Genomic DNA, 17,104 nt, shown 5'->3' with positions numbered 1-17,104 from the left:
CGCCTTAACCCCATTCCCTCAGCCGAAGAACCAGTAGGTCACCGAAATCGCTGCGATCACCCCGGCCAGTTCGGCCAGCAGCGCGCACCCCACGGCATGCCGTGCACGCTGGATGCCCACCGCGCCGAAGTACACGGCCAGCACGTAGAAGGTGGTTTCCGTGCTGCCCTGGATGGTCGCGGCAGCCAGCGCAGCGAAGCTGTCGACGCCCTGCGCCTGCATGGTTTCGATCAGCATGGCGCGTGCCGCGCTGCCGGAGAACGGCTTGACCAATGCAGTGGGCAGCGCATCGACGAAGCGCGTGTCCCAGCCCAGCGCGTCCACCAGCCAGCGGATGCCGTCGAGGCCGAACTCCAGCGCGCCGGATGCCCGCAGCACACCGATGGCGCAGAGCATGGCCACCAGGTATGGCAGCAGGCTCTTGGCGATGTCGAACCCTTCGCGCGCACCTTCGATGAACTGCTCGTAAACCGCCACGCGGCGCAGTGCGCCGACCAGGACGAAGGCGAGGATCACGCAGAACAGGGTCAGGTTGCCCAGCAGCGACGACAGCGCGGCCAGCGCCGTGGCGCTGAGCCCGCCCAGCAGTGCCATGAAGCCGCCGAGCAGCAGCGCGCCCGGCACCAGATAGGCCAGCACCACCGGATCCCACAGGCGCAGGCGCTGCATGAACGCCACCGACAGCAGGCCGACCAGGCTGGAGGCGCTGGTGGCCAGGAGGATCGGCAGGAACACCAGGGTGGGATCCTGTGCGCCCTGCTGCACCCGGTACATGAAGATCGACACCGGCAGCAGGGTCAGCGACGAGGCATTGAGCACCAGAAAGAGAATCTGCGCGTTGCTCGCCACCAGCTTGTTCGGGTTCAGCTCCTGCAGGCTGCGCATGGCCTTGAGGCCAATGGGCGTGGCGGCGTTATCCAGGCCCAGACCGTTGGCGGCGAAGTTCATGGTGATCAGCCCCAGCGCCGGATGGCCGCGTGGCACTTCCGGCATCAGGCGGGCGAACAGCGGGCCAAGCAGGCGCGCCAGCGAGTCGACCAGACCGGCCTTCTCGGCGATGCGCAGCAGGCCGAGCCATAGCGTCATGGTGCCGAACAGCAGCACCATCACTTCGACCGACAGTTTGGCCATGGCGAACAGCGCTTCGACCATGGCGGCGAACACGCTCGGATCGTCGCCAATCAGCCAGCGGGAAAAGCCCGCCACCGCTGCTATCAGAAAAAAGCTCAGCCACAGGCCGTTGAGCATGCCTCACCCCCTCATTGCACTGGCTGGGGATGATAGCGCGACGGCCGTGCTGATGGGGTGAGGCAGAGTCCCCGCATGCGTGAAGCATGCGGTTGGCTCAGAACCAGTTGGGGTCGCTGCGCAGTTGTTCTTCCAGCAGCTTGCGCATGTCTTCATCCGGCTCGCCCAGCCAGCGCAGGCTGGCATGCTCACTCGGCGCGCGATCTTCCGGCAGGCCATCGGGTATCTGCACGTAGAGCGCGTAGGCATCGTCCTTGTCCCAGTCGAAGGCCACGTAGACCCGCTGGTTGAAGCAGTTGTGCGCCTCGCACACCTGGCCGACGAGGAAGCGACCGTCCTCGCCCTCCACGGCCTGCAGCGGAGTGGAAGGGCCGCTGAGGTTCATCAGCCAGTCCGGCAGGCGCTTTTCATCTTCGATCATGTCCTGCCAGGCTTCGCGGTATTCGCTGTTGCTGCTGAGCAACTCGCCTGGCTGGAACATGGCGTCACGGTCGGCGGCCTGAGCCGCCAGGGCGCCGCCCAGAAGCAGGGCGGCAGCGATGGCGTGAAGCGATTGCATCATGGGCTCCTTCAAATACGCGGGCGGCGACCCACGAAGAACGAGATGACGAACAGCACCAGGAAGACTACGAACAGGATCTTGGCGATGCCTGCAGCGGTGCCGGCGATACCCCCGAAGCCCAGTACGGCGGCGACGATGGCGATGATCAGGAAAGTCAGTGCCCAGCTCAACATGGCGTTTCTCCTCGATTATTTCGGTTCTCGCGGCCCCAACGGGGGCATGCGCTGCGTATTGCTCGGCGTTATCGGCATGCCCTGAGTGTCGAAACCCTCCTGCATCCGTACGCTTGATAGAGGTATTGCACCACCCGTGCCAGACCCTGGTTTTAAATAAAATCCTTATTAGTCAATAAGATAGAAAACTCGCGAAACGATCGTGCAGGGCATCCTGCCCGATGAGCGCTGAAAGGCTCGTGCGTTTTGCCCGAGCGCGCGTGGCCTGTGGGGCGCGTCACGCCAGGGTGGTCGCCCGTAGCCCGCTCAGTCGGTATACTCGCCTGGCCTTTGCCCGCCAGGGTTCGCGCCCAGAACAACAATCGCGCCGTGAGTTTCGAGCCATGAATGACTACGAACAGGAAGATCCGATCCCTCAGGGCGACCTGGCCCTGCAGATCACCGCGTTGCCGCGCGAAACCAACGGTTTCGGCGATATCTACGGCGGCTGGCTGGTGTCGCAGATGGATCTCGCCGGCACGGCCATGGCCAGCAAGGTCGCCGGTGGCCGCGTAGCGACCGTGGCCATCGACCGCATGGCCTTCCTGGTGCCGGTGGCGGTGGGCGCGCAGCTCTCCTTCTACACCCAGACGCTGGAAGTGGGGCGCAGCTCGATTCAGATGATGGTCGAGGTGTGGAGCGACGATCCGCTGTCCAACGAGTGGCGCAAGGTCACCGAGGCAGTGTTCGTCTTCGTCGCCATCGATGGTAGCGGGCGTACCCGCCCGGTACCGCCACGCCGCGGCTGACAGAACCAGCGTCGCACACACGAAAACGCCGGCTGAGAAGCCGGCGTTTTGTTGTGCGGTGCGGTTTTAGCCGCGGATGTTGTAGATGTCCTTGTCGGCCACTTCCGCATAGGCATACAGACGCTTAAGGTAAGCCTTCTGGTGTTCCCAGACCTTGGTGGCGGCCGGGTCGGCAGCGGCGCTGGCCTCGACCACTTCGGCGGCCACTTCCTTGAGGCGTGCCAGCACGGCGTCCGGCAGGCGGCGAACTTCCACGCCGTCGGCCTTGAGCTGCTCCAGGGCCTCCATGTTCTTCGCGTTGTAGTCGTCGAGCATGTCGCCGTTGACGTCACGCGCGGCAGCGCGAACGATGGCTTTCAGATCCGCCGGCAGGGTTTCCCAGGCCTTGAGGTTGACGTCCAGCTCGAACAGCACGCTCGGCTCCTGCCAGCCCGGGGTGTAGTAGTACTTGGCGGCCTTGTGCAGGCCCAGCGCCAGGTCGTTGTACGGGCCGATCCATTCGGTGGCGTCGATGGCGCCGGTCTGCATCGCGGTGAAGATCTCGCCGGCCGGCATGTTGACCACAGTGCCGCCCATCTTGGTCAGCACTTCGCCGCCCAGACCCGGGGTGCGCATCTTCAGGCCCTTGAAGTCGTCGACCGAGTTCATTTCCTTGTTGAACCAGCCAGCGGTCTGTACGCCGGTGTTGCCGCAGGCCATCGGCAGCACGCCGAACGGCTTGTAGACCTCTTCCCAGAGGGCCTGGCCGCCACCGTAGCTAAGCCAGGCGTTCATTTCCTGGGCGTTAGGGCCGAACGGCAGGGCGCAGAAGAATTGCGCGGCCGGTACCTTGCCTTTCCAGTAGTAAGGGGCGCCATGGCCCATTTCGGCGGTGCCGCGCGATACCGCGTCGAACACTTCCAGTGCCGGCACCAGTTCGCCGGCGGCGTAGACCTTGACCTTCAGCCGGCCGTTGCTCATCTCATCGACCAGCTTGGCGAAGCGCTCGGCCCCCACGCCGACGCCGGGGAAGTTCTTCGGCCAGGAGGTGACCATTTTCCAGGTGAAGGTCTGGGAACTCGAACCCTCTTGGGGCGTTGCGGCGCTCTTCGCCTCTTCTTTGCAGCCTGCCAGCGCGGTTGCTGCAAGGCCTACGCCCGCTGCGGCGAGTATGTCGCGACGTTTCATGCAATGCTCCTTCTTGTTGTATTGGTCTGACCACGGGATCGCCGAAGGTAGACCGGGCTTGAGTAACATAGGGCGAAGTGACTCACAAGCCTAGTCGCTACGACTAAAGTTGCATGGGCATTGCTGCCTGGTAGGCAGCCTGCCTAGAATCGCCGGCCCGCGTCCCACAAGCTCGCGGGTGGCGTGGTCGCCAGTCAATCGGGCTGGCCCGCTCTCATCCTCATAACGATAAAGGACTCACTATGTCCGACAAGCCATCACTTCCCCTCGCTCTTGCGTCCCTGATCGACAGTCTCAACGCCAATTTCGGCAAGGCCTGCGCCTGGCTGACCCTGTTCCTGGTGCTTGGCACCGCGATCGTCGTGGTGCTGCGCTACGGCTTCGGCATCGGCGCCACTGCCCTGCAGGAGTCGGTGCTGTACGCCCACGCGCTGGTGTTCATGGGCGCTGCATCCTGGGTTCTGCAGCGTAACGGCCACGTGCGCGTGGACATCTTCTACCAGAAGTTCAGCGGTCGCCGTCAGGCCCTGGTCGATCTGTTCGGTACCCTGCTGTTCCTGCTGCCGGTGTGCCTGTTCCTCGGCTGGGCCAGTTGGGACTACGTGAGCAACTCCTGGGCAACCCGCGAGGCTTCCAGCGAGTCGGGCGGTCTGCACTTCGTCTACCTGCAGAAGAGCATCATCCTGGTGCTGGTGGTCAGTCTGGTACTGCAGGGCCTGTCCAACGCCATCAAGGCACTCTACGTTGTCAGCGGTCGCCTGCCGGCCCCGGAGGTGAAACATGGCTGAGTTGATGGCGATTCTGCTGTTCGTCAGCATCTGTGTGGCCCTGATGGCCGGTTTCCCGGTGGCCTTTACTCTGGCCGGTGTTTCCCTGCTGTTCGCCGGTATCGGCGCGCTGACCGGTACCTTCGATGCCGGCTACCTGAGCGCCCTGCCGAACCGCCTGTTCGGCATCATGAACAACCAGACCATGCTGGCCGTGCCGCTGTTCGTGTTCATGGGCGTGATGCTGGAGCGCTCGCGAGTGGCCGAGGATCTGCTCGAGTCCATGTCGCGCCTGTTCGGCACCTTGCGTGGCGGCCTGGCGATTTCCGTGTGCGTGGTGGGCGCCCTGCTCGCTGCCTCTACTGGCATCGTCGGTGCCACCGTGGTGACCATGGGCCTGCTGGCGCTGCCAACCATGCTCAAGCGTGGCTACGACCCGGCGATCTCCACCGGCACCCTGGCCGCCACCGGTACGCTGGGGCAGATCATTCCGCCGTCGATCGTGCTGGTGCTGCTGGGTGACGTGATGTCCAGCGCCTATCAGCAGGCGCAACTGAAGATGGGCATCTTCTCGCCGAAGACCGTCTCGGTCGGCGACCTGTTCGTCGGTGCGCTGCTGCCGGGCCTGCTGCTGGTTGGCCTGTACATCGCCTACATCATCTTCGTGGCGATCTTCCAGCCGAAGAAGCTGCCGGCGCTGCCGCAGGAAGAGCTCGGCCCGATCGAATGGGGCAAGCTGGCCAAGGCCCTGATTCCGCCGCTGATCCTGATCGGCGCGGTGCTTGGCTCGATCCTCGCCGGTTATGCCACGCCCACCGAAGCCGCTGCGCTGGGTGCCGTTGGTGCCATGCTGCTGGCGCTGAGCAAGAACAAGCTGAATTTCTCTCAGCTCAGGGAAGTGGCGTATGGCACTACCGAGATCAGTGCCATGGTCTTCATGATCCTGATCGGCGCCTCGCTGTTCTCCCTGGTGTTCCGTGGTTTCGGTGGTGAAGTGCTGATCGAGGACGTGTTCGCCCAGTTGCCGGGCGGCGTGCTCGGTGCGTTCTTCGTGGTGATGCTGGTGATCTTCCTGCTCGGCTTCATCCTCGACTTCATCGAGATCACCTTCGTGGTGGTGCCGATCGTCGGCCCGGTGCTGCTGGCCATGGGCCTGGATCCGATCTGGCTGGGCGTGATGATCGCGCTGAACCTGCAAACCTCCTTCCTCACGCCACCCTTCGGCTTCGCGCTGTTCTACCTGCGTGGCGTGACCCCGGCGAGCATTCCCACCAGCACCATCTACAAGGGTGTGGTGCCGTTCATCCTGATCCAGATCCTGCTGCTGGTGATTGCCTACATCTTCCCGGGCCTGATCACCTGGCTGCCGGAACAGGTGTACGGTCAGTAGGTCATACAGGCTGCAAGCCGCTCGAAACGCCCGTCTTAGCGACGGGCGTTTTGTTTTATGCCGCTATTTTCTTCATCGAAGCGAGACTCGCCATGAGCACCCAAGTCGAACGCGTTGAACTCGATCAACTGACCTGCTGGCGCATTCGCGTCGCCGGCAGCGAACTGCTGTTGGCGCAGCAGGGCGCGCAGATCCTCAGCTATCGCCATAACGACCAGCCGCCGTTGATCTGGCTCAGCCCCGAGGCGGCCTACCGACGCGGGCAGAGCGTGCGCGGCGGCGTGCCGATCTGCTGGCCCTGGTTTGGCGACCTGCGCCGCAACCCCGAGGCCGTGCAAGCCCATTACCAGCAGGCCGAAGCGCCCGCGCACGGGCTGGTACGCGCCGAGGATTGGCAACTGCTGGGCATCGACGAAGAGGACGACGCGGTGTCTCTGCACCTGGCCTGCGACACCCGGCAGACGCCTCTGGCGGGCTGGCCGCACGATGCGCGGCTGACCTTCACCGTGCGTGTGGCGCAGGATCTGTCGATGCGCCTGGAAACCCTCAATCGTGCGGATGCACCACTCACCATCAGCCAGGCGTTGCACACTTACTTCGCGGTCAGCGACGTGCGCCAGGTGAGCGTCGAGGGGATGCACGGCTGTCGTTATCTGGACACCCTGCAGGACTGGCGCGAGCTGCGCCAGGCGGGCGAGCCGACCTTCACGGGGGAGACCGATCGTATCTACCTCGACACCCCTGCGCGCATGAGCATCCTCGACCCGGGTTGGGGGCGTCGCATTCATCTGGATGCATGCGGTTCACGCTCGGCGGTGTTGTGGAATCCCAGGGTGGAGAAGGCCATGCGCCTGTCGCAATTCCCCGACGATGCCTGGCAGAACATGCTGTGCATCGAGACGGCCAACGTGCTCGACGACGTCGTTGAGCTGAAAACTGACGAACGGCACCTGCTTGAGCTTCGCCTCTCCAGTACGTCTTTGGCCCGCTGAAGGCTCCTGCCCCTGCCGACCGTTCCTGGCACAAAGCCAGCCTGATAAACAGCGGTCGGCATCACAAAAAACAATATCAATAAGCCATCAATTGTGATGCGCCACTAATTTGCCAGTAAGTTATTTCCTACAACTATCCAATAACTTATCTGAAGGCCAAAACATCGATAACAACTTGCTGTGGATGCCTGGCAAATACTCTTTACAGACGGCGCCGTAATAATTTGAAAGATGTCTGCGAATGTTAGGCATTTCACACTTCGAGAGGTTGCCCACCTCCGGTCATGGGGCTAGGATGCCCGACCTATAAGGATCTTGCGCAAGTTGTTGCACAAACAATTGCGCAAAAAGTTGCGCACTGCGGTGTTTTGGTGGTGGTCTGATGGCCATTTGCGATGCCGTGGAAGTTGCCCACTTTTAATAGTCGAGTCATGGAATGACATACTCCAGCAAGCTCACCGCGCATTATCTCAATTTGGCCAAGACGCCTATTAATGAGGGCAACTTTGCCGGTGAGGATGTGCGTTATTCCAGCGAATACGAAATGCTGGAAACCGAGCTGGGCAAGGCCGCTTCCCTGCATGAAACAGGCGGTATCGACTGGCAGAAAGTGCGTGAGGGCAGCGAGAACCTGCTCACCACCCAATCCAAGGATTTGCGTGCCGCCACCTGGCTGACCTGGGGGCTGTTCCAGCGTGAATCCTTCGCCGGCCTGCAGGCTGGTCTGAACCTGCTGCATTACCTCTGCGAACACCACTGGCACGAATTGCACCCGCGCAAGCCGCGCACCCGTGCAGCGGCCCTCAACTGGCTGCTGCCGCGTCTGGAACAGGCGCTGGCCGAGCACGTGCCGATCAGCGAGCAACTGCCGCTGTTCCGTCGCCTGGCCGAGCACCTGCACGGTCTCGAAGCCAGCCTGTCGATCCACCTCGGCGAAGAATCGCCGCTGCTGTTGCCGCTGTGCCGTCGCCTCGACGAGCAGATCAAGCGCGCCAGTCAGGGCCAGACCGAGCCGGGTGCAGTCGGTGCGGCCATCGCTCAGGTCAAGCAGGTCGCCACCCAGATCATCACCGGCACCGGCCCCATCGAGAACGAGAAGGACGCGCACAAGGCCCTGCGTACCCAGCAGGATGCGGCTCGCCCGCTGTGCGCCTGGTGGCTGAAGAACAAGGCCACCGACCTCAAGCCGCTGCGCCTGGCGCGCACCCTGCTGTGGCTACCCATCGAGTCGCTACCCGAGCGCAACGCCGAACAGATCACCGCCCTTCGCGGCCTGCCGGCCGACAAGCTGGCCTCGTACAAGGAGCGCTTCGCTCAGGCTGCCTACGCCGACCTGCTCGCCGACCTCGAAGCCAGCATCGCCCGCGCGCCCTTCTGGCTCGACGGCCAGCGCCTGGTCTGGGAGTGCCTGCAGGAGCTCAAGGCCGACCAGGCCATGCGCGAGGTGGAAATCCAGCTCGCCCTGTTTCTGCAGCGCGTTCCGGGCCTGGACGAGCTGCGCTTTCACGACGGTGTGCCTTTCGCCGACGCCGAAACCCGTGCCTGGATCGGTGCCCACGTGCTGCCGCACCTGCAGGCGCCGGAAATCGAGAAGAAGCCTGCCGCCAGCGAGATGGGCGCCACGCCGCCCTGGGAAGAAGCCTTGCAGAAGGTGCTGCCAGGCCTGCGCAAGGACGGCCTGAAAGCCGCCGTGCAACAACTCAAGGAAGGCATGTCGCGCGCCCGTGGCGGCCGCGAGCGCTTCTTCTGGCAACTGACCCTGGCCCGCCTGTGCTTCGCCGCGAAGAAGTACGACCTGGCCAAGACCCAACTCGAATCGCTCGACCAGACGCTGCAGGCCTCCGGCCTCGGCGAGTGGGAACCCGATCTCGCCCTGGATGTGCTGCGCCTGCTGCACAACTGCTGCGAGCTCCTGCCGCAGAACCATGCGGTGCGCGACAGCAAGGACGAGATCTATCGCAGGTTGTGCCACCTCGACCTCGAGGTGGTGCTGGAGTAAGGCGCCAACACGCCCAACCAAGGCCTCCGGGCCATCAACGCAAAGGAGAACACCCATGGCCAAAGAAGGCTCGGTAGCCCCCAAGGAACGCATCAACGTCACCTTCAAACCCGCCACCGGCGGTGCCCAGGAAGAAATCGAACTGCCCCTGAAGCTCATGGTGCTCGGCGATTTCACCCAGCGTGCCGACGATCGCAAGATCGAAGACCGCAAGCCCATCAGCATCGACAAGAACAGCTTCGATGAAGTGCTGGCCAAGCAGGAACTGAACCTGACCTTCGCCGTGCCGAACCGTCTGCAGGACGAAGAGACCGACGACGAGCTGGCCGTGCAGCTGAAGATCAACTCCATGAAGGACTTCAACCCGGCCAACCTGGTCGAGCAGGTACCGGAGCTGAAGAAGCTGATGGAACTGCGCGACGCCCTGGTCGCCCTGAAAGGCCCGCTGGGCAACGCCCCGGCTTTCCGCAAGGCCATCGAGAGCGTGCTCTCCGACGACGACTCGCGTGACCGCGTGCTCGGCGAACTGGGCCTGGCCGCCAAAGACAAGCTCGATTCCTGATTCTCACTGACAAGGACGCATATACATGAGCACGACTAGCGCAGCCGTAGAAAGCAGCCACAGCGCCGCTGATCTCGGCATCCTCGACCGCATCATCGCGGAAACCAAGCTGACTCCGGACGACGAAGCCTACGACATCGCCAAGCGCGGTGTTTCGGCCTTCATCGAAGAGCTGCTCAAACCGCAGAACGAAAACGAGCCGGTGAAGAAGGCCATGGTCGACCGCATGATCGCGGAGATCGACGCCAAGCTCAGCCGGCAGATGGACGAAATCCTCCACCACCAGCAGTTCCAGGCCCTGGAATCCTCCTGGCGCGGCCTCAAGCTGCTGGTGGATCGCACCAACTTCCGCGAGAACATCAAGCTGGAGATCCTCAACGCCTCCAAGCAGGATCTGCTCGATGACTTCGAAGACAGCCCGGAAATCGTTCAGTCCGGCCTGTACAAGCACATCTACACCGCCGAGTACGGCCAGTTCGGTGGCCAGCCGGTCGGCGCCCTGATCGCCAACTACTTCTTCGACCCGAGCGCCCCGGACGTCAAGACTCTGCAGTACGTCGCCTCGGTGGCCTGCATGTCCCACGCTCCGTTCATTGCCGCCGCCGGCCCGAAATTCTTCGGCCTGGAGACCTTCACCGGCCTGCCGGATCTGAAGGATCTGAAAGACCACTTCGAAGGCCCGCAATTCACCAAGTGGCAGAGCTTCCGCGAGCAGGAAGATGCCCGCTACGTTGGCCTGACCGTACCGCGCTTCCTCCTGCGCAACCCGTACGACCCGGAAGACAACCCGGTCAAGACCTTCGTCTACAAGGAAAACGTGGCCAACAGCCACGAGCACTACCTGTGGGGCAACACCGCGTACGCCTTCGCCAGCCGTCTGACCGACAGCTTCGCCAAGTTCCGCTGGTGCCCGAACATCATCGGCCCGCAGAGCGGTGGCGCGGTGGAAGACCTGCCGCTGCACCACTTCGAGAGCATGGGCGAGATCGAGACCAAGATCCCGACCGAAGTGCTGGTCTCCGACCGCCGCGAGTACGAGCTGGCCGAAGAAGGCTTCATCGCCCTGACCATGCGCAAGGGCAGCGACAACGCCGCGTTCTTCTCCGCCAACTCCGCGCAGAAGCCGAAATTCTTCGGCATCAGTGAAGAAGGCAAGACCGCCGAGCTGAACTACAAGCTGGGCACCCAGCTGCCGTACATGTTCATCATCAACCGTCTGGCTCACTACCTGAAAGTGCTGCAGCGCGAGCAGATCGGCGCCTGGAAAGAGCGCACCGACCTCGAGCTGGAACTCAACAAGTGGATCCGCCAGTACGTCGCCGACCAGGAGAACCCGAGCTCCGAAGTGCGTAGCCGTCGTCCGCTGCGCGCCGCCCAGGTCATCGTCAGCGATGTCGAAGGCGAGCCGGGCTGGTACCGCGTCAGCCTGAACGTGCGCCCGCACTTCAAGTACATGGGTGCCGACTTCACCCTGTCGCTGGTCGGCAAGCTGGACAAGGAATAAGCAGCCATGGCCTACGGCAGCCTGTTCGAGCGCCTCGGTGGTGAGGCTGGCCAACGTGCCGGCTGGAGCCGCGAGGTCGCCGCCATGGCCTCGGTGGCTGCCCATCTGGCCAAGATGCTCAGCACCCGTGCGGGCAGCGTGCAAACGCTGCCCGACTACGGGTTGCCCGATTTGAACGATATGCGCCTGTCGCTGCATGACTCGCTGCAGCAGGCGCGTATCGCCATCGAACGCTTTATCGAAGCGTACGAACCACGACTGACCCAGGTGCGGGTGATTTCCCTACCGCGTACCCATGACCCATTGCGTCAGGCCTTCGCCATCGACGCCATGCTGGAAATGGACGGCATCAAGCGCCAGGTCAGTTTCTCCGCGAGCCTGGATGGCAGCGGTCAGGTCAACGTCAACCCAGGAGCCTCACATGTCCGGTAAACCCGCCGCCCGCCTGAGCGATCCCACCGCCTGCCCGATTCCCGGGCACGGCACCAACCCGATCGCCGCCGGCTCGCCCGACGTGTTGTTCGACAGCCTGCCTGCTGCACGCATGGGCGATCCCTCCGCCTGCGGCGGCGCCATGGCTGGCGCGGTAATTCCTACCGTGCTGATCAACGGCAAGCCGGCGGCGGTGGTGGGGAGTGTGGGGAGCCATGGGAATGTGGTGGTTAGTGGGTCGGGCACCGTGTTGATCGGCACGAGTGGGGGTGGGGCGGCGTTTATTGCTCCTCTGCCATTGCTCATGAAGGGCTTCGACATCTGCGTTCAGTTGCTGGACCAGGCAAGCGGCGCACCGATGAAAAACATGGCTTACACCGCCACCTTGGAGGACGGCAGCCAAGTGCACGGCACGACGGACGCAAATGGTTTAACGCGGCCCTTGGGCAACAAGGACATACCGCAATCGGTTGCCTTCTCCGTAAAGCCGAGCTGGATATTGCGAGGCGAATGATATGACTGAAGCAGCGATTCCACTCGGCACGGTAAAAACGACCCCGGCTCAGGATCAAAGCCCTGCCCAGCTATACCTTGTTGGTACAGAGGATTTTCTAATTCCGCTAGTCTTTCCCGACTATCTAATCCAAGTAATAGATAACACCGAAGTTAATGTTTTTGGTCGAAAGATTCTAATCCCTGCTCAGAAATTACCTCAGCTTGGGCATGCCGGAGTGCTCCTTGTAAATGGGAAAACCGGCCTGACAAAATACTACGAATATGGACGTTACCCAGGCCCCGGCCCGGCAGGGCGTACGCGTTCTGGGCAAATACCCGACGTTGCATTGAAGGGGGGAATGGTCGTCGAATCTTCGCTGAAAAAAACGTTGCGTGTCATTTCTAGTAAATACGGGCAAAGCGGACGTATCTCAGGTGTTGTCTTGAGGGGCATAGTATTTGAACAGGCAATCGCTTGGCTAAAGGCAAAAGAAGCAGAGAATAACGATCCAAAGCGCAAGGAATATGATTTGGGTAATCACAACTGTATGACATTCGTTGCCGACCTAGTCGAGCATGTGGGCTTGGAAAGTCCGTTTCGTATGCGTGTGGTTATGCCTAAAGCCTATATGACGCAGTTCCAGTTAAGCGAGGTCGATATCGATTACGACTACGCCAATGATGTACTGGAGATTTCCGAGTGAAAATCATCAAGTGGGCGGCCCTCATATTAATCGCGCTGATATTGACCGTAGGTGTGGTGATCTACTCATTTTTAGTACCTGTGGACGAGGTGACCCCCATATTAAAGAACCATCCCAACGCTCACTGGAGTGGGGCTCAGGATGGTGGGGTTTTTTTTGAAATAACCCAAGCTAAGCCGCCTCGGTATTTCGTGGAAATACGTCATGAGAATGGCGATATCTGGGCCAAGGGTTGGGTTTCCGAGCAAGGCCAACAGCTCAGAAACAGTGACTTCTGGGGCTACGACGGCGGAACTGTGGTCTATTTGATAAATGAAAAACAGCTTCAGTTAGAGAATGAAGATGGCACTCCAATTGACATGGAATAAGGAGTATCCGGCCCACAGTTTTTTTCAGCTGGCACTCTGGACGCCTGCGGCTCTCTTATTATCGCTACCTTTTCTTGAGGTATTGAGTCGCAGCAAGATAAGTTTTGAGAACATGCTCGTAAGTTATGGGCTTTGGTTCGGAACCTTGGCTTATTTGATTTTTGCAGCATGGGCCACTTGGTTCATCAAGGAAAGAGCAGAATCCGCCGTTGTTCGGCTTGTTTGGTGGGCGCCTCTCATATTTATTCCGTTCTATGGGATTCCCTGGATTGCGTATGGGTTGTTTCATGTCGCAATGGGTGATATGTCGGGTTTCGCCATGGTTATCCTATGGGTTGCCTTCTCGCCTTATATAATCGCAATCGGTTATGTGTTTGTGGTGCTGATAATCCTTGTCTATAGAGTATTTTTTAAATCGACTGATGCAATCCATACGGCTTCTTTTATACCGTCAAATTCAGGCATGAAGATAGATAGGTATGCCGAGCTATTCGGCAAGATAGCTGAGTTCGGCATAGATGCTGGCAACGAAGAGCGCTTTGCTTTTTATCCTCGAAAGACTTTTCTCGGGCAGCAAGGATTATTTGCTTATCACGTAATCGTGATGACTGCCGAGAGTGAGTTTGAAGAATTTTGCGGCCTTGTGAATCGGCTATTCGAATACTCAAAAATAACTCTAGATCAAGAGTCCACTCATTCGAGCGGTGATGGTGGCAGTCTGAAACTTAACATCCGCCGAGAGTTCAACGGCCTGATCATAGAGTTAATTACTAATTCGAGGACATTTCTTGAACAGCTTGATGCGACCTTCAAGGCGCCTCCGGCGCCATGGTTTGCCTTTCCCGACATGGCGCCCATCGAAGCGGTCATGAGCAAGCAGGGCAGCCTCGAATACTGGTGGGACTGGATCTGGAATCCCTTTTGGCATCACGCCTCCGATGAAGTCCGCATGGCTTACCTCAAGCAACACGGGGCCAGTGATGAATGGATCGAGTATTTGGCTGAACCCGCCAATGGCTCTGACTGATCAAGGATAGATAGATGTCTTTCAACCACTACTACCAAAGCGAACTCACTGCCCTGCGCCAACTGGGCAAGCGTTTCGCCGAGCGCAGCCCAGCGCTGGCGCCGTTCCTCGGCCAGGCGGGGCGCGACCCGGACGTCGAGCGTTTGCTTGAAGGTTTCGCCTTCCTGTCCGGGCGCCTGCGGCAGAAGCTCGACGACGAGTTGCCGGAGCTGACCCATTCGCTGATGCACCTGCTGTGGCCGAATTACATGCGTCCGCTGCCGGCCTTCAGCATGCTCCAGTTCGACCCGCTGACCCGCCCCGGCCCGGCGCTGCCGGTCAATCGCGGTACGCCGGTGGAAGCCAAGGCCATCGAGGGTGTCACTTGCCGTTTTCGCACCTGCTTCCCTACCGAGGTGCTGCCGCTGGCATTGAGCGGTCTGGATTACTCGGTCAAGGGCGATGGTGCACTGCTCAGCCTGCGCCTGAGCATGACCGCCGACGGCCATATCGGCGAGATTGGCCTGAACAAGCTGCGCCTGCACCTGGCCGGTGAGCGGTATATCGGTCAGATGCTTTACCTGGCGCTGCTGCGCAACCTCGGCAGCATCCAGGTGGTGCCGCTCGATGCCGCCGGCAAGCCGATGCAGGATGCCTTCGGCCAGACCCTCGGTACGCTGCAGCTCAAGCCCGAGCTGGTGCAGCCGGTCGGCTTCGCCGAAGACGAGGCGCTGATTCCGTACCCGCTGAATACCTTCCGGGGTTACCGCTACCTGCAGGAGTATTTTTCCTTCCAGGAGAAATTCCTCTTCGTCGATCTGCTCGGCCTGGATGCGGTCAACGGCTTGCCCGAGGATCTGCTCAAGCAGGCGCGTGGCCTGGAGCTGCGCTTCGATATCCACAAGGCCGGCGTGCAACGCATCCGCCCGACACTGGAAAACGTGCGCCTGTACTGCACGCCGGTGGTCAACCTGTTCCAGCACGACGCCATCCCGATCCGCCTCGATGGCAAGCAGGATCAGTACCTATTGCTGCCGGCCGAATTCGACGCCCAGCACTGCGGCGTGTTCTCGGTCGACCGGGTCACTGGCTGGAAGCCGGGTGGCATGGGCTACGAGGAGTACGTGCCGTTCGAGTCGTTCGAGCACGATCCCAGCTTCGACGTGCCGGTGGCGCGCCCGCACTACAGCGTGCGCCAGCAGCCATCGATGCTTGGCGACGGCCTGGAAACCTGGCTCAGCTTTGGCCTGCGCAACCTGGAGCAGCACGAGACGCTGTCCATCGAGCTGACCTGCACCAACCAGAATCTGCCGCGCCAGCTCAGCCTGGGCGACATCTGCCTGCCTAGCGAGGACACCCCGGACTTCCTCAGCTTCCGCAACATCAGCGCGGTCACGCCGAGCTACGCACCGCCGCTGCACCGCGACTTCCTGTGGAAGCTGATTTCCAACATGTCGCTGAACTACCTGTCGCTGGCCAACGTCGAGGCGCTCAAGGTGATCCTCGAGACCTACGACCTGCCGCGCTACTACGACCAGCACGCCGAGCGCGTCAGCAAGCGCCTGCTCGGCGGCCTGAAGAAGATCGGCCATCGCCATGTCGACCGCCTGCATCGCGGGCTGCCGGTACGCGGTGTACGCACCGAACTGACCATGAACCCGGAAGGCTACCTGGGCGAGGGCGACCTGTTCCTCTTCGCTTCGGTACTCAATGAATTTTTCGCCCTCTACGCCAGCCTCAACAGCTACCACGAGCTGCACGTACAGAGCACACAGGGAGAGTTGTACAAATGGACGCCACGCATGGGGCAACAGCCCCTGCTCTAAGACCAGGCCCAAAGGCTTGCGAGCTAGAGCCAGGCAAGGCGAAGACGAACGAAGAAGCGCAGTTTACGAGGTGTAAATGAGCATTCTGAGTTCGTCTTCAACGCAGCCTGGCCGACGCGCAGCTGACTTTGAGCCTGGTCTTAACCGGCTCAGCCAGGGCATCCGCGAATACAGCCTGTTCCAGGCCGTACAGCTGGTGCTGGAGCGCCTCGGCGCGGCTCATCCGCATCTGGATGAGGAACGCCTCTACGAATACCTAGAGTTCCAGGCCAACCCGAGCCTGGGTTTCCCTGGCAGCGACATCGATCGCGTGCAGTTCTTCGAGGAGCACGGCGAGCTGCGTGCGCGCATGCGCGTCAACCTGGTCGGCCTGTTTGGCGGCGGCTCGCCGCTGCCAGCGTTCTACAGCGAGCAGGCGCTGGGCGACAGCGAGGACGGCAACCCGACCCGTGATTTCCTCGACCTGTTCAATAACCGCCTGCAGCGTCTGCTGCTGCCGATCTGGAAGAAGTACCGCTACCGCGCCTGCTTCCAGAGCGGCGCGCTGGATGCCTTCTCGGCGCACCTGTTCGCTCTGATCGGCCTCGGCGGCGAGCAGATCCGTCAGGCTCAGGAGCTGAACTGGAAGCGCCTGCTGCCCTATCTCGGCCTGCTCAGCCTGCGCGCCCACTCGGCGGCGCTGATCGAGTCGGTGCTGCGTTACTACTTCAAGCACGCCGAGCTGTTCATCGAGCAGTGCCTGGAACGCCAGGTGATCGTGCTCGACGAGCAGCGCAATCGTCTCGGCTTCGCCAACAGCCGCCTCGGCGAGGACACCGTGCTCGGCGAGCGCGTGCGCGACCGTGGCGGCAAGTTCCGCATCCATGTGCGCCAGCTGGGCTGGATGCGCTTTCACGAGTTCCTGCCGATCGGCACGGGGTACCAGCCGCTGTGCGCGCTGGTGCGCTTCACCCTGCGCGATCCGCTGGACTACGACATCCGCCTGGAGCTGCGTCAGGACGAAATCCGCGACCTGCGCATCGGCGAAGGCAACCCCTGCCTGCTGGGCTGGACCACCTGGCTTGGGCGTGAAAACGCCGATGGCCTGGTCACCCTCGGCAGCAAGATTCATTAAGGACAGA

General features: G+C 61.4%; 18 protein-coding genes. 14 read left to right on the top strand and 4 right to left on the bottom strand.

Going from position 1 to position 17,104, the window contains the following annotated elements; all coding sequences use genetic code 11:
- Positions 1-18: 18 nt before the first annotated feature.
- From VC352_RS12685 to VC352_RS12675, 3 genes are all read right to left on the bottom strand, one after another.
- Positions 19-1,248, bottom strand: coding sequence for a nucleoside recognition domain-containing protein (locus tag VC352_RS12685; protein ID WP_322979916.1), 1,230 nt, complete (start codon positions 1,246-1,248; stop codon positions 19-21).
- 97 nt (positions 1,249-1,345) lie between these two features.
- Entirely contained in the window at positions 1,346-1,807 is a 462-nt protein-coding gene (locus VC352_RS12680) for an inhibitor of vertebrate lysozyme family protein (RefSeq protein WP_322979915.1), read from the bottom strand.
- Between the two features lie 11 nt (positions 1,808-1,818).
- The gene (locus VC352_RS12675; RefSeq protein ID WP_322979914.1) at positions 1,819-1,983 is read right to left on the bottom strand and encodes a DUF1328 domain-containing protein; all 165 of its coding nucleotides are present in this window, start codon (positions 1,981-1,983) and stop codon (positions 1,819-1,821) included.
- Between the two features lie 383 nt (positions 1,984-2,366).
- Between VC352_RS12675 and VC352_RS12670 the strand changes: the two genes are divergently transcribed.
- Positions 2,367-2,771, top strand: coding sequence for an acyl-CoA thioesterase (locus VC352_RS12670; protein ID WP_268180327.1), 405 nt, complete (start codon positions 2,367-2,369; stop codon positions 2,769-2,771).
- A 66-nt stretch (positions 2,772-2,837) separates the two neighbouring features.
- Here VC352_RS12670 and VC352_RS12665 read toward each other — a convergent pair whose 3' ends face one another.
- Entirely contained in the window at positions 2,838-3,938 is a 1,101-nt protein-coding gene (locus VC352_RS12665; protein WP_322979913.1) for a TRAP transporter substrate-binding protein, read from the bottom strand.
- A gap of 242 nt (positions 3,939-4,180) precedes the next feature.
- On the opposite strand from VC352_RS12665, the gene VC352_RS12660 reads away from it, so the two are divergent.
- From VC352_RS12660 to tssG, 13 genes are all read left to right on the top strand, one after another.
- Positions 4,181-4,726, top strand: coding sequence for a TRAP transporter small permease subunit (locus VC352_RS12660; protein WP_322979912.1), 546 nt, complete (start codon positions 4,181-4,183; stop codon positions 4,724-4,726).
- Positions 4,719-6,095, top strand: a complete 1,377-nt coding sequence (locus VC352_RS12655; RefSeq protein ID WP_322979911.1) for a TRAP transporter large permease subunit — start codon at positions 4,719-4,721, stop codon at positions 6,093-6,095. Before VC352_RS12660 ends, VC352_RS12655 begins: the two co-directional genes overlap by 8 nt.
- A gap of 92 nt (positions 6,096-6,187) precedes the next feature.
- Positions 6,188-7,087 carry a D-hexose-6-phosphate mutarotase gene (locus VC352_RS12650; protein WP_322979910.1) on the top strand — a complete coding sequence of 300 codons (900 nt, stop codon included), beginning with the start codon at positions 6,188-6,190 and terminating at the stop codon, positions 7,085-7,087.
- Positions 7,088-7,523: 436 nt separating this feature from the next.
- The gene (gene tssA / locus VC352_RS12645; RefSeq protein ID WP_322979909.1) at positions 7,524-9,086 is read left to right on the top strand and encodes a type VI secretion system protein TssA; all 1,563 of its coding nucleotides are present in this window, start codon (positions 7,524-7,526) and stop codon (positions 9,084-9,086) included.
- A gap of 55 nt (positions 9,087-9,141) precedes the next feature.
- On the top strand, positions 9,142-9,648 hold the full coding sequence (gene tssB, locus VC352_RS12640) for a type VI secretion system contractile sheath small subunit (protein ID WP_322979908.1): 507 nt from the start codon (positions 9,142-9,144) through the stop codon (positions 9,646-9,648).
- Positions 9,649-9,673: 25 nt separating this feature from the next.
- Positions 9,674-11,152 carry a type VI secretion system contractile sheath large subunit gene (gene tssC, locus VC352_RS12635; protein WP_159971586.1) on the top strand — a complete coding sequence of 493 codons (1,479 nt, stop codon included), beginning with the start codon at positions 9,674-9,676 and terminating at the stop codon, positions 11,150-11,152.
- 6 nt (positions 11,153-11,158) lie between these two features.
- Positions 11,159-11,584, top strand: a complete 426-nt coding sequence (tssE, locus tag VC352_RS12630) for a type VI secretion system baseplate subunit TssE (protein WP_099524980.1) — start codon at positions 11,159-11,161, stop codon at positions 11,582-11,584.
- Entirely contained in the window at positions 11,574-12,098 is a 525-nt protein-coding gene (locus VC352_RS12625) for a PAAR domain-containing protein (RefSeq protein WP_322979907.1), read from the top strand. Before tssE ends, VC352_RS12625 begins: the two co-directional genes overlap by 11 nt.
- Position 12,099: 1 nt before the next feature.
- Positions 12,100-12,783, top strand: coding sequence for a DUF6695 family protein (locus tag VC352_RS12620; protein WP_322979906.1), 684 nt, complete (start codon positions 12,100-12,102; stop codon positions 12,781-12,783).
- Positions 12,780-13,151 (top strand): hypothetical protein, encoded by a 372-nt coding sequence (locus tag VC352_RS12615; RefSeq protein WP_322979905.1) that lies wholly within the window; start codon positions 12,780-12,782, stop codon positions 13,149-13,151. The genes VC352_RS12620 and VC352_RS12615 overlap by 4 nt, the downstream gene beginning before the upstream one ends.
- Positions 13,126-14,178 (top strand): hypothetical protein, encoded by a 1,053-nt coding sequence (locus tag VC352_RS12610; protein WP_322979904.1) that lies wholly within the window; start codon positions 13,126-13,128, stop codon positions 14,176-14,178. The genes VC352_RS12615 and VC352_RS12610 overlap by 26 nt, the downstream gene beginning before the upstream one ends.
- A gap of 14 nt (positions 14,179-14,192) precedes the next feature.
- The gene (gene tssF / locus VC352_RS12605; protein WP_322979903.1) at positions 14,193-15,983 is read left to right on the top strand and encodes a type VI secretion system baseplate subunit TssF; all 1,791 of its coding nucleotides are present in this window, start codon (positions 14,193-14,195) and stop codon (positions 15,981-15,983) included.
- Between the two features lie 76 nt (positions 15,984-16,059).
- Positions 16,060-17,097, top strand: a complete 1,038-nt coding sequence (tssG, locus tag VC352_RS12600; protein WP_322979902.1) for a type VI secretion system baseplate subunit TssG — start codon at positions 16,060-16,062, stop codon at positions 17,095-17,097.
- Positions 17,098-17,104 lie beyond the last annotated feature (7 nt).

The organism is Pseudomonas sp. C11, assembly GCF_034683865.1.
GTDB lineage: Bacteria > Pseudomonadota > Gammaproteobacteria > Pseudomonadales > Pseudomonadaceae > Aquipseudomonas.
The sequence above is the reverse complement of the archived record's forward strand: the minus strand, read 5'-3'. Positions and strand labels throughout refer to the sequence as shown.

Excerpts from the sequence above, each read along its gene's own strand:
- VC352_RS12625 (WP_322979907.1), top strand. The coding sequence starts at position 11,574 with ATGTCCGGTAAACCCGCCGCCCGCCTGAGCGATCCCACCGCCTGCCCG.
- VC352_RS12680 (WP_322979915.1), bottom strand. The coding sequence starts at position 1,807 with ATGCAATCGCTTCACGCCATCGCTGCCGCCCTGCTTCTGGGCGGCGCC.
- VC352_RS12675 (WP_322979914.1), bottom strand. The coding sequence starts at position 1,983 with ATGTTGAGCTGGGCACTGACTTTCCTGATCATCGCCATCGTCGCCGCC.
- tssF (WP_322979903.1), top strand. The coding sequence starts at position 14,193 with ATGTCTTTCAACCACTACTACCAAAGCGAACTCACTGCCCTGCGCCAA.
- VC352_RS12665 (WP_322979913.1), bottom strand. The coding sequence starts at position 3,938 with ATGAAACGTCGCGACATACTCGCCGCAGCGGGCGTAGGCCTTGCAGCA.
- tssG (WP_322979902.1), top strand. The coding sequence starts at position 16,060 with ATGAGCATTCTGAGTTCGTCTTCAACGCAGCCTGGCCGACGCGCAGCT.
- VC352_RS12650 (WP_322979910.1), top strand. The coding sequence starts at position 6,188 with ATGAGCACCCAAGTCGAACGCGTTGAACTCGATCAACTGACCTGCTGG.
- tssA (WP_322979909.1), top strand. The coding sequence starts at position 7,524 with ATGACATACTCCAGCAAGCTCACCGCGCATTATCTCAATTTGGCCAAG.
- VC352_RS12685 (WP_322979916.1), bottom strand. The coding sequence starts at position 1,248 with ATGCTCAACGGCCTGTGGCTGAGCTTTTTTCTGATAGCAGCGGTGGCG.
- VC352_RS12610 (WP_322979904.1), top strand. The coding sequence starts at position 13,126 with ATGGCACTCCAATTGACATGGAATAAGGAGTATCCGGCCCACAGTTTT.
- tssC (WP_159971586.1), top strand. The coding sequence starts at position 9,674 with ATGAGCACGACTAGCGCAGCCGTAGAAAGCAGCCACAGCGCCGCTGAT.
- tssB (WP_322979908.1), top strand. The coding sequence starts at position 9,142 with ATGGCCAAAGAAGGCTCGGTAGCCCCCAAGGAACGCATCAACGTCACC.
- tssE (WP_099524980.1), top strand. The coding sequence starts at position 11,159 with ATGGCCTACGGCAGCCTGTTCGAGCGCCTCGGTGGTGAGGCTGGCCAA.
- VC352_RS12660 (WP_322979912.1), top strand. The coding sequence starts at position 4,181 with ATGTCCGACAAGCCATCACTTCCCCTCGCTCTTGCGTCCCTGATCGAC.
- VC352_RS12620 (WP_322979906.1), top strand. The coding sequence starts at position 12,100 with ATGACTGAAGCAGCGATTCCACTCGGCACGGTAAAAACGACCCCGGCT.
- VC352_RS12670 (WP_268180327.1), top strand. The coding sequence starts at position 2,367 with ATGAATGACTACGAACAGGAAGATCCGATCCCTCAGGGCGACCTGGCC.
- VC352_RS12655 (WP_322979911.1), top strand. The coding sequence starts at position 4,719 with ATGGCTGAGTTGATGGCGATTCTGCTGTTCGTCAGCATCTGTGTGGCC.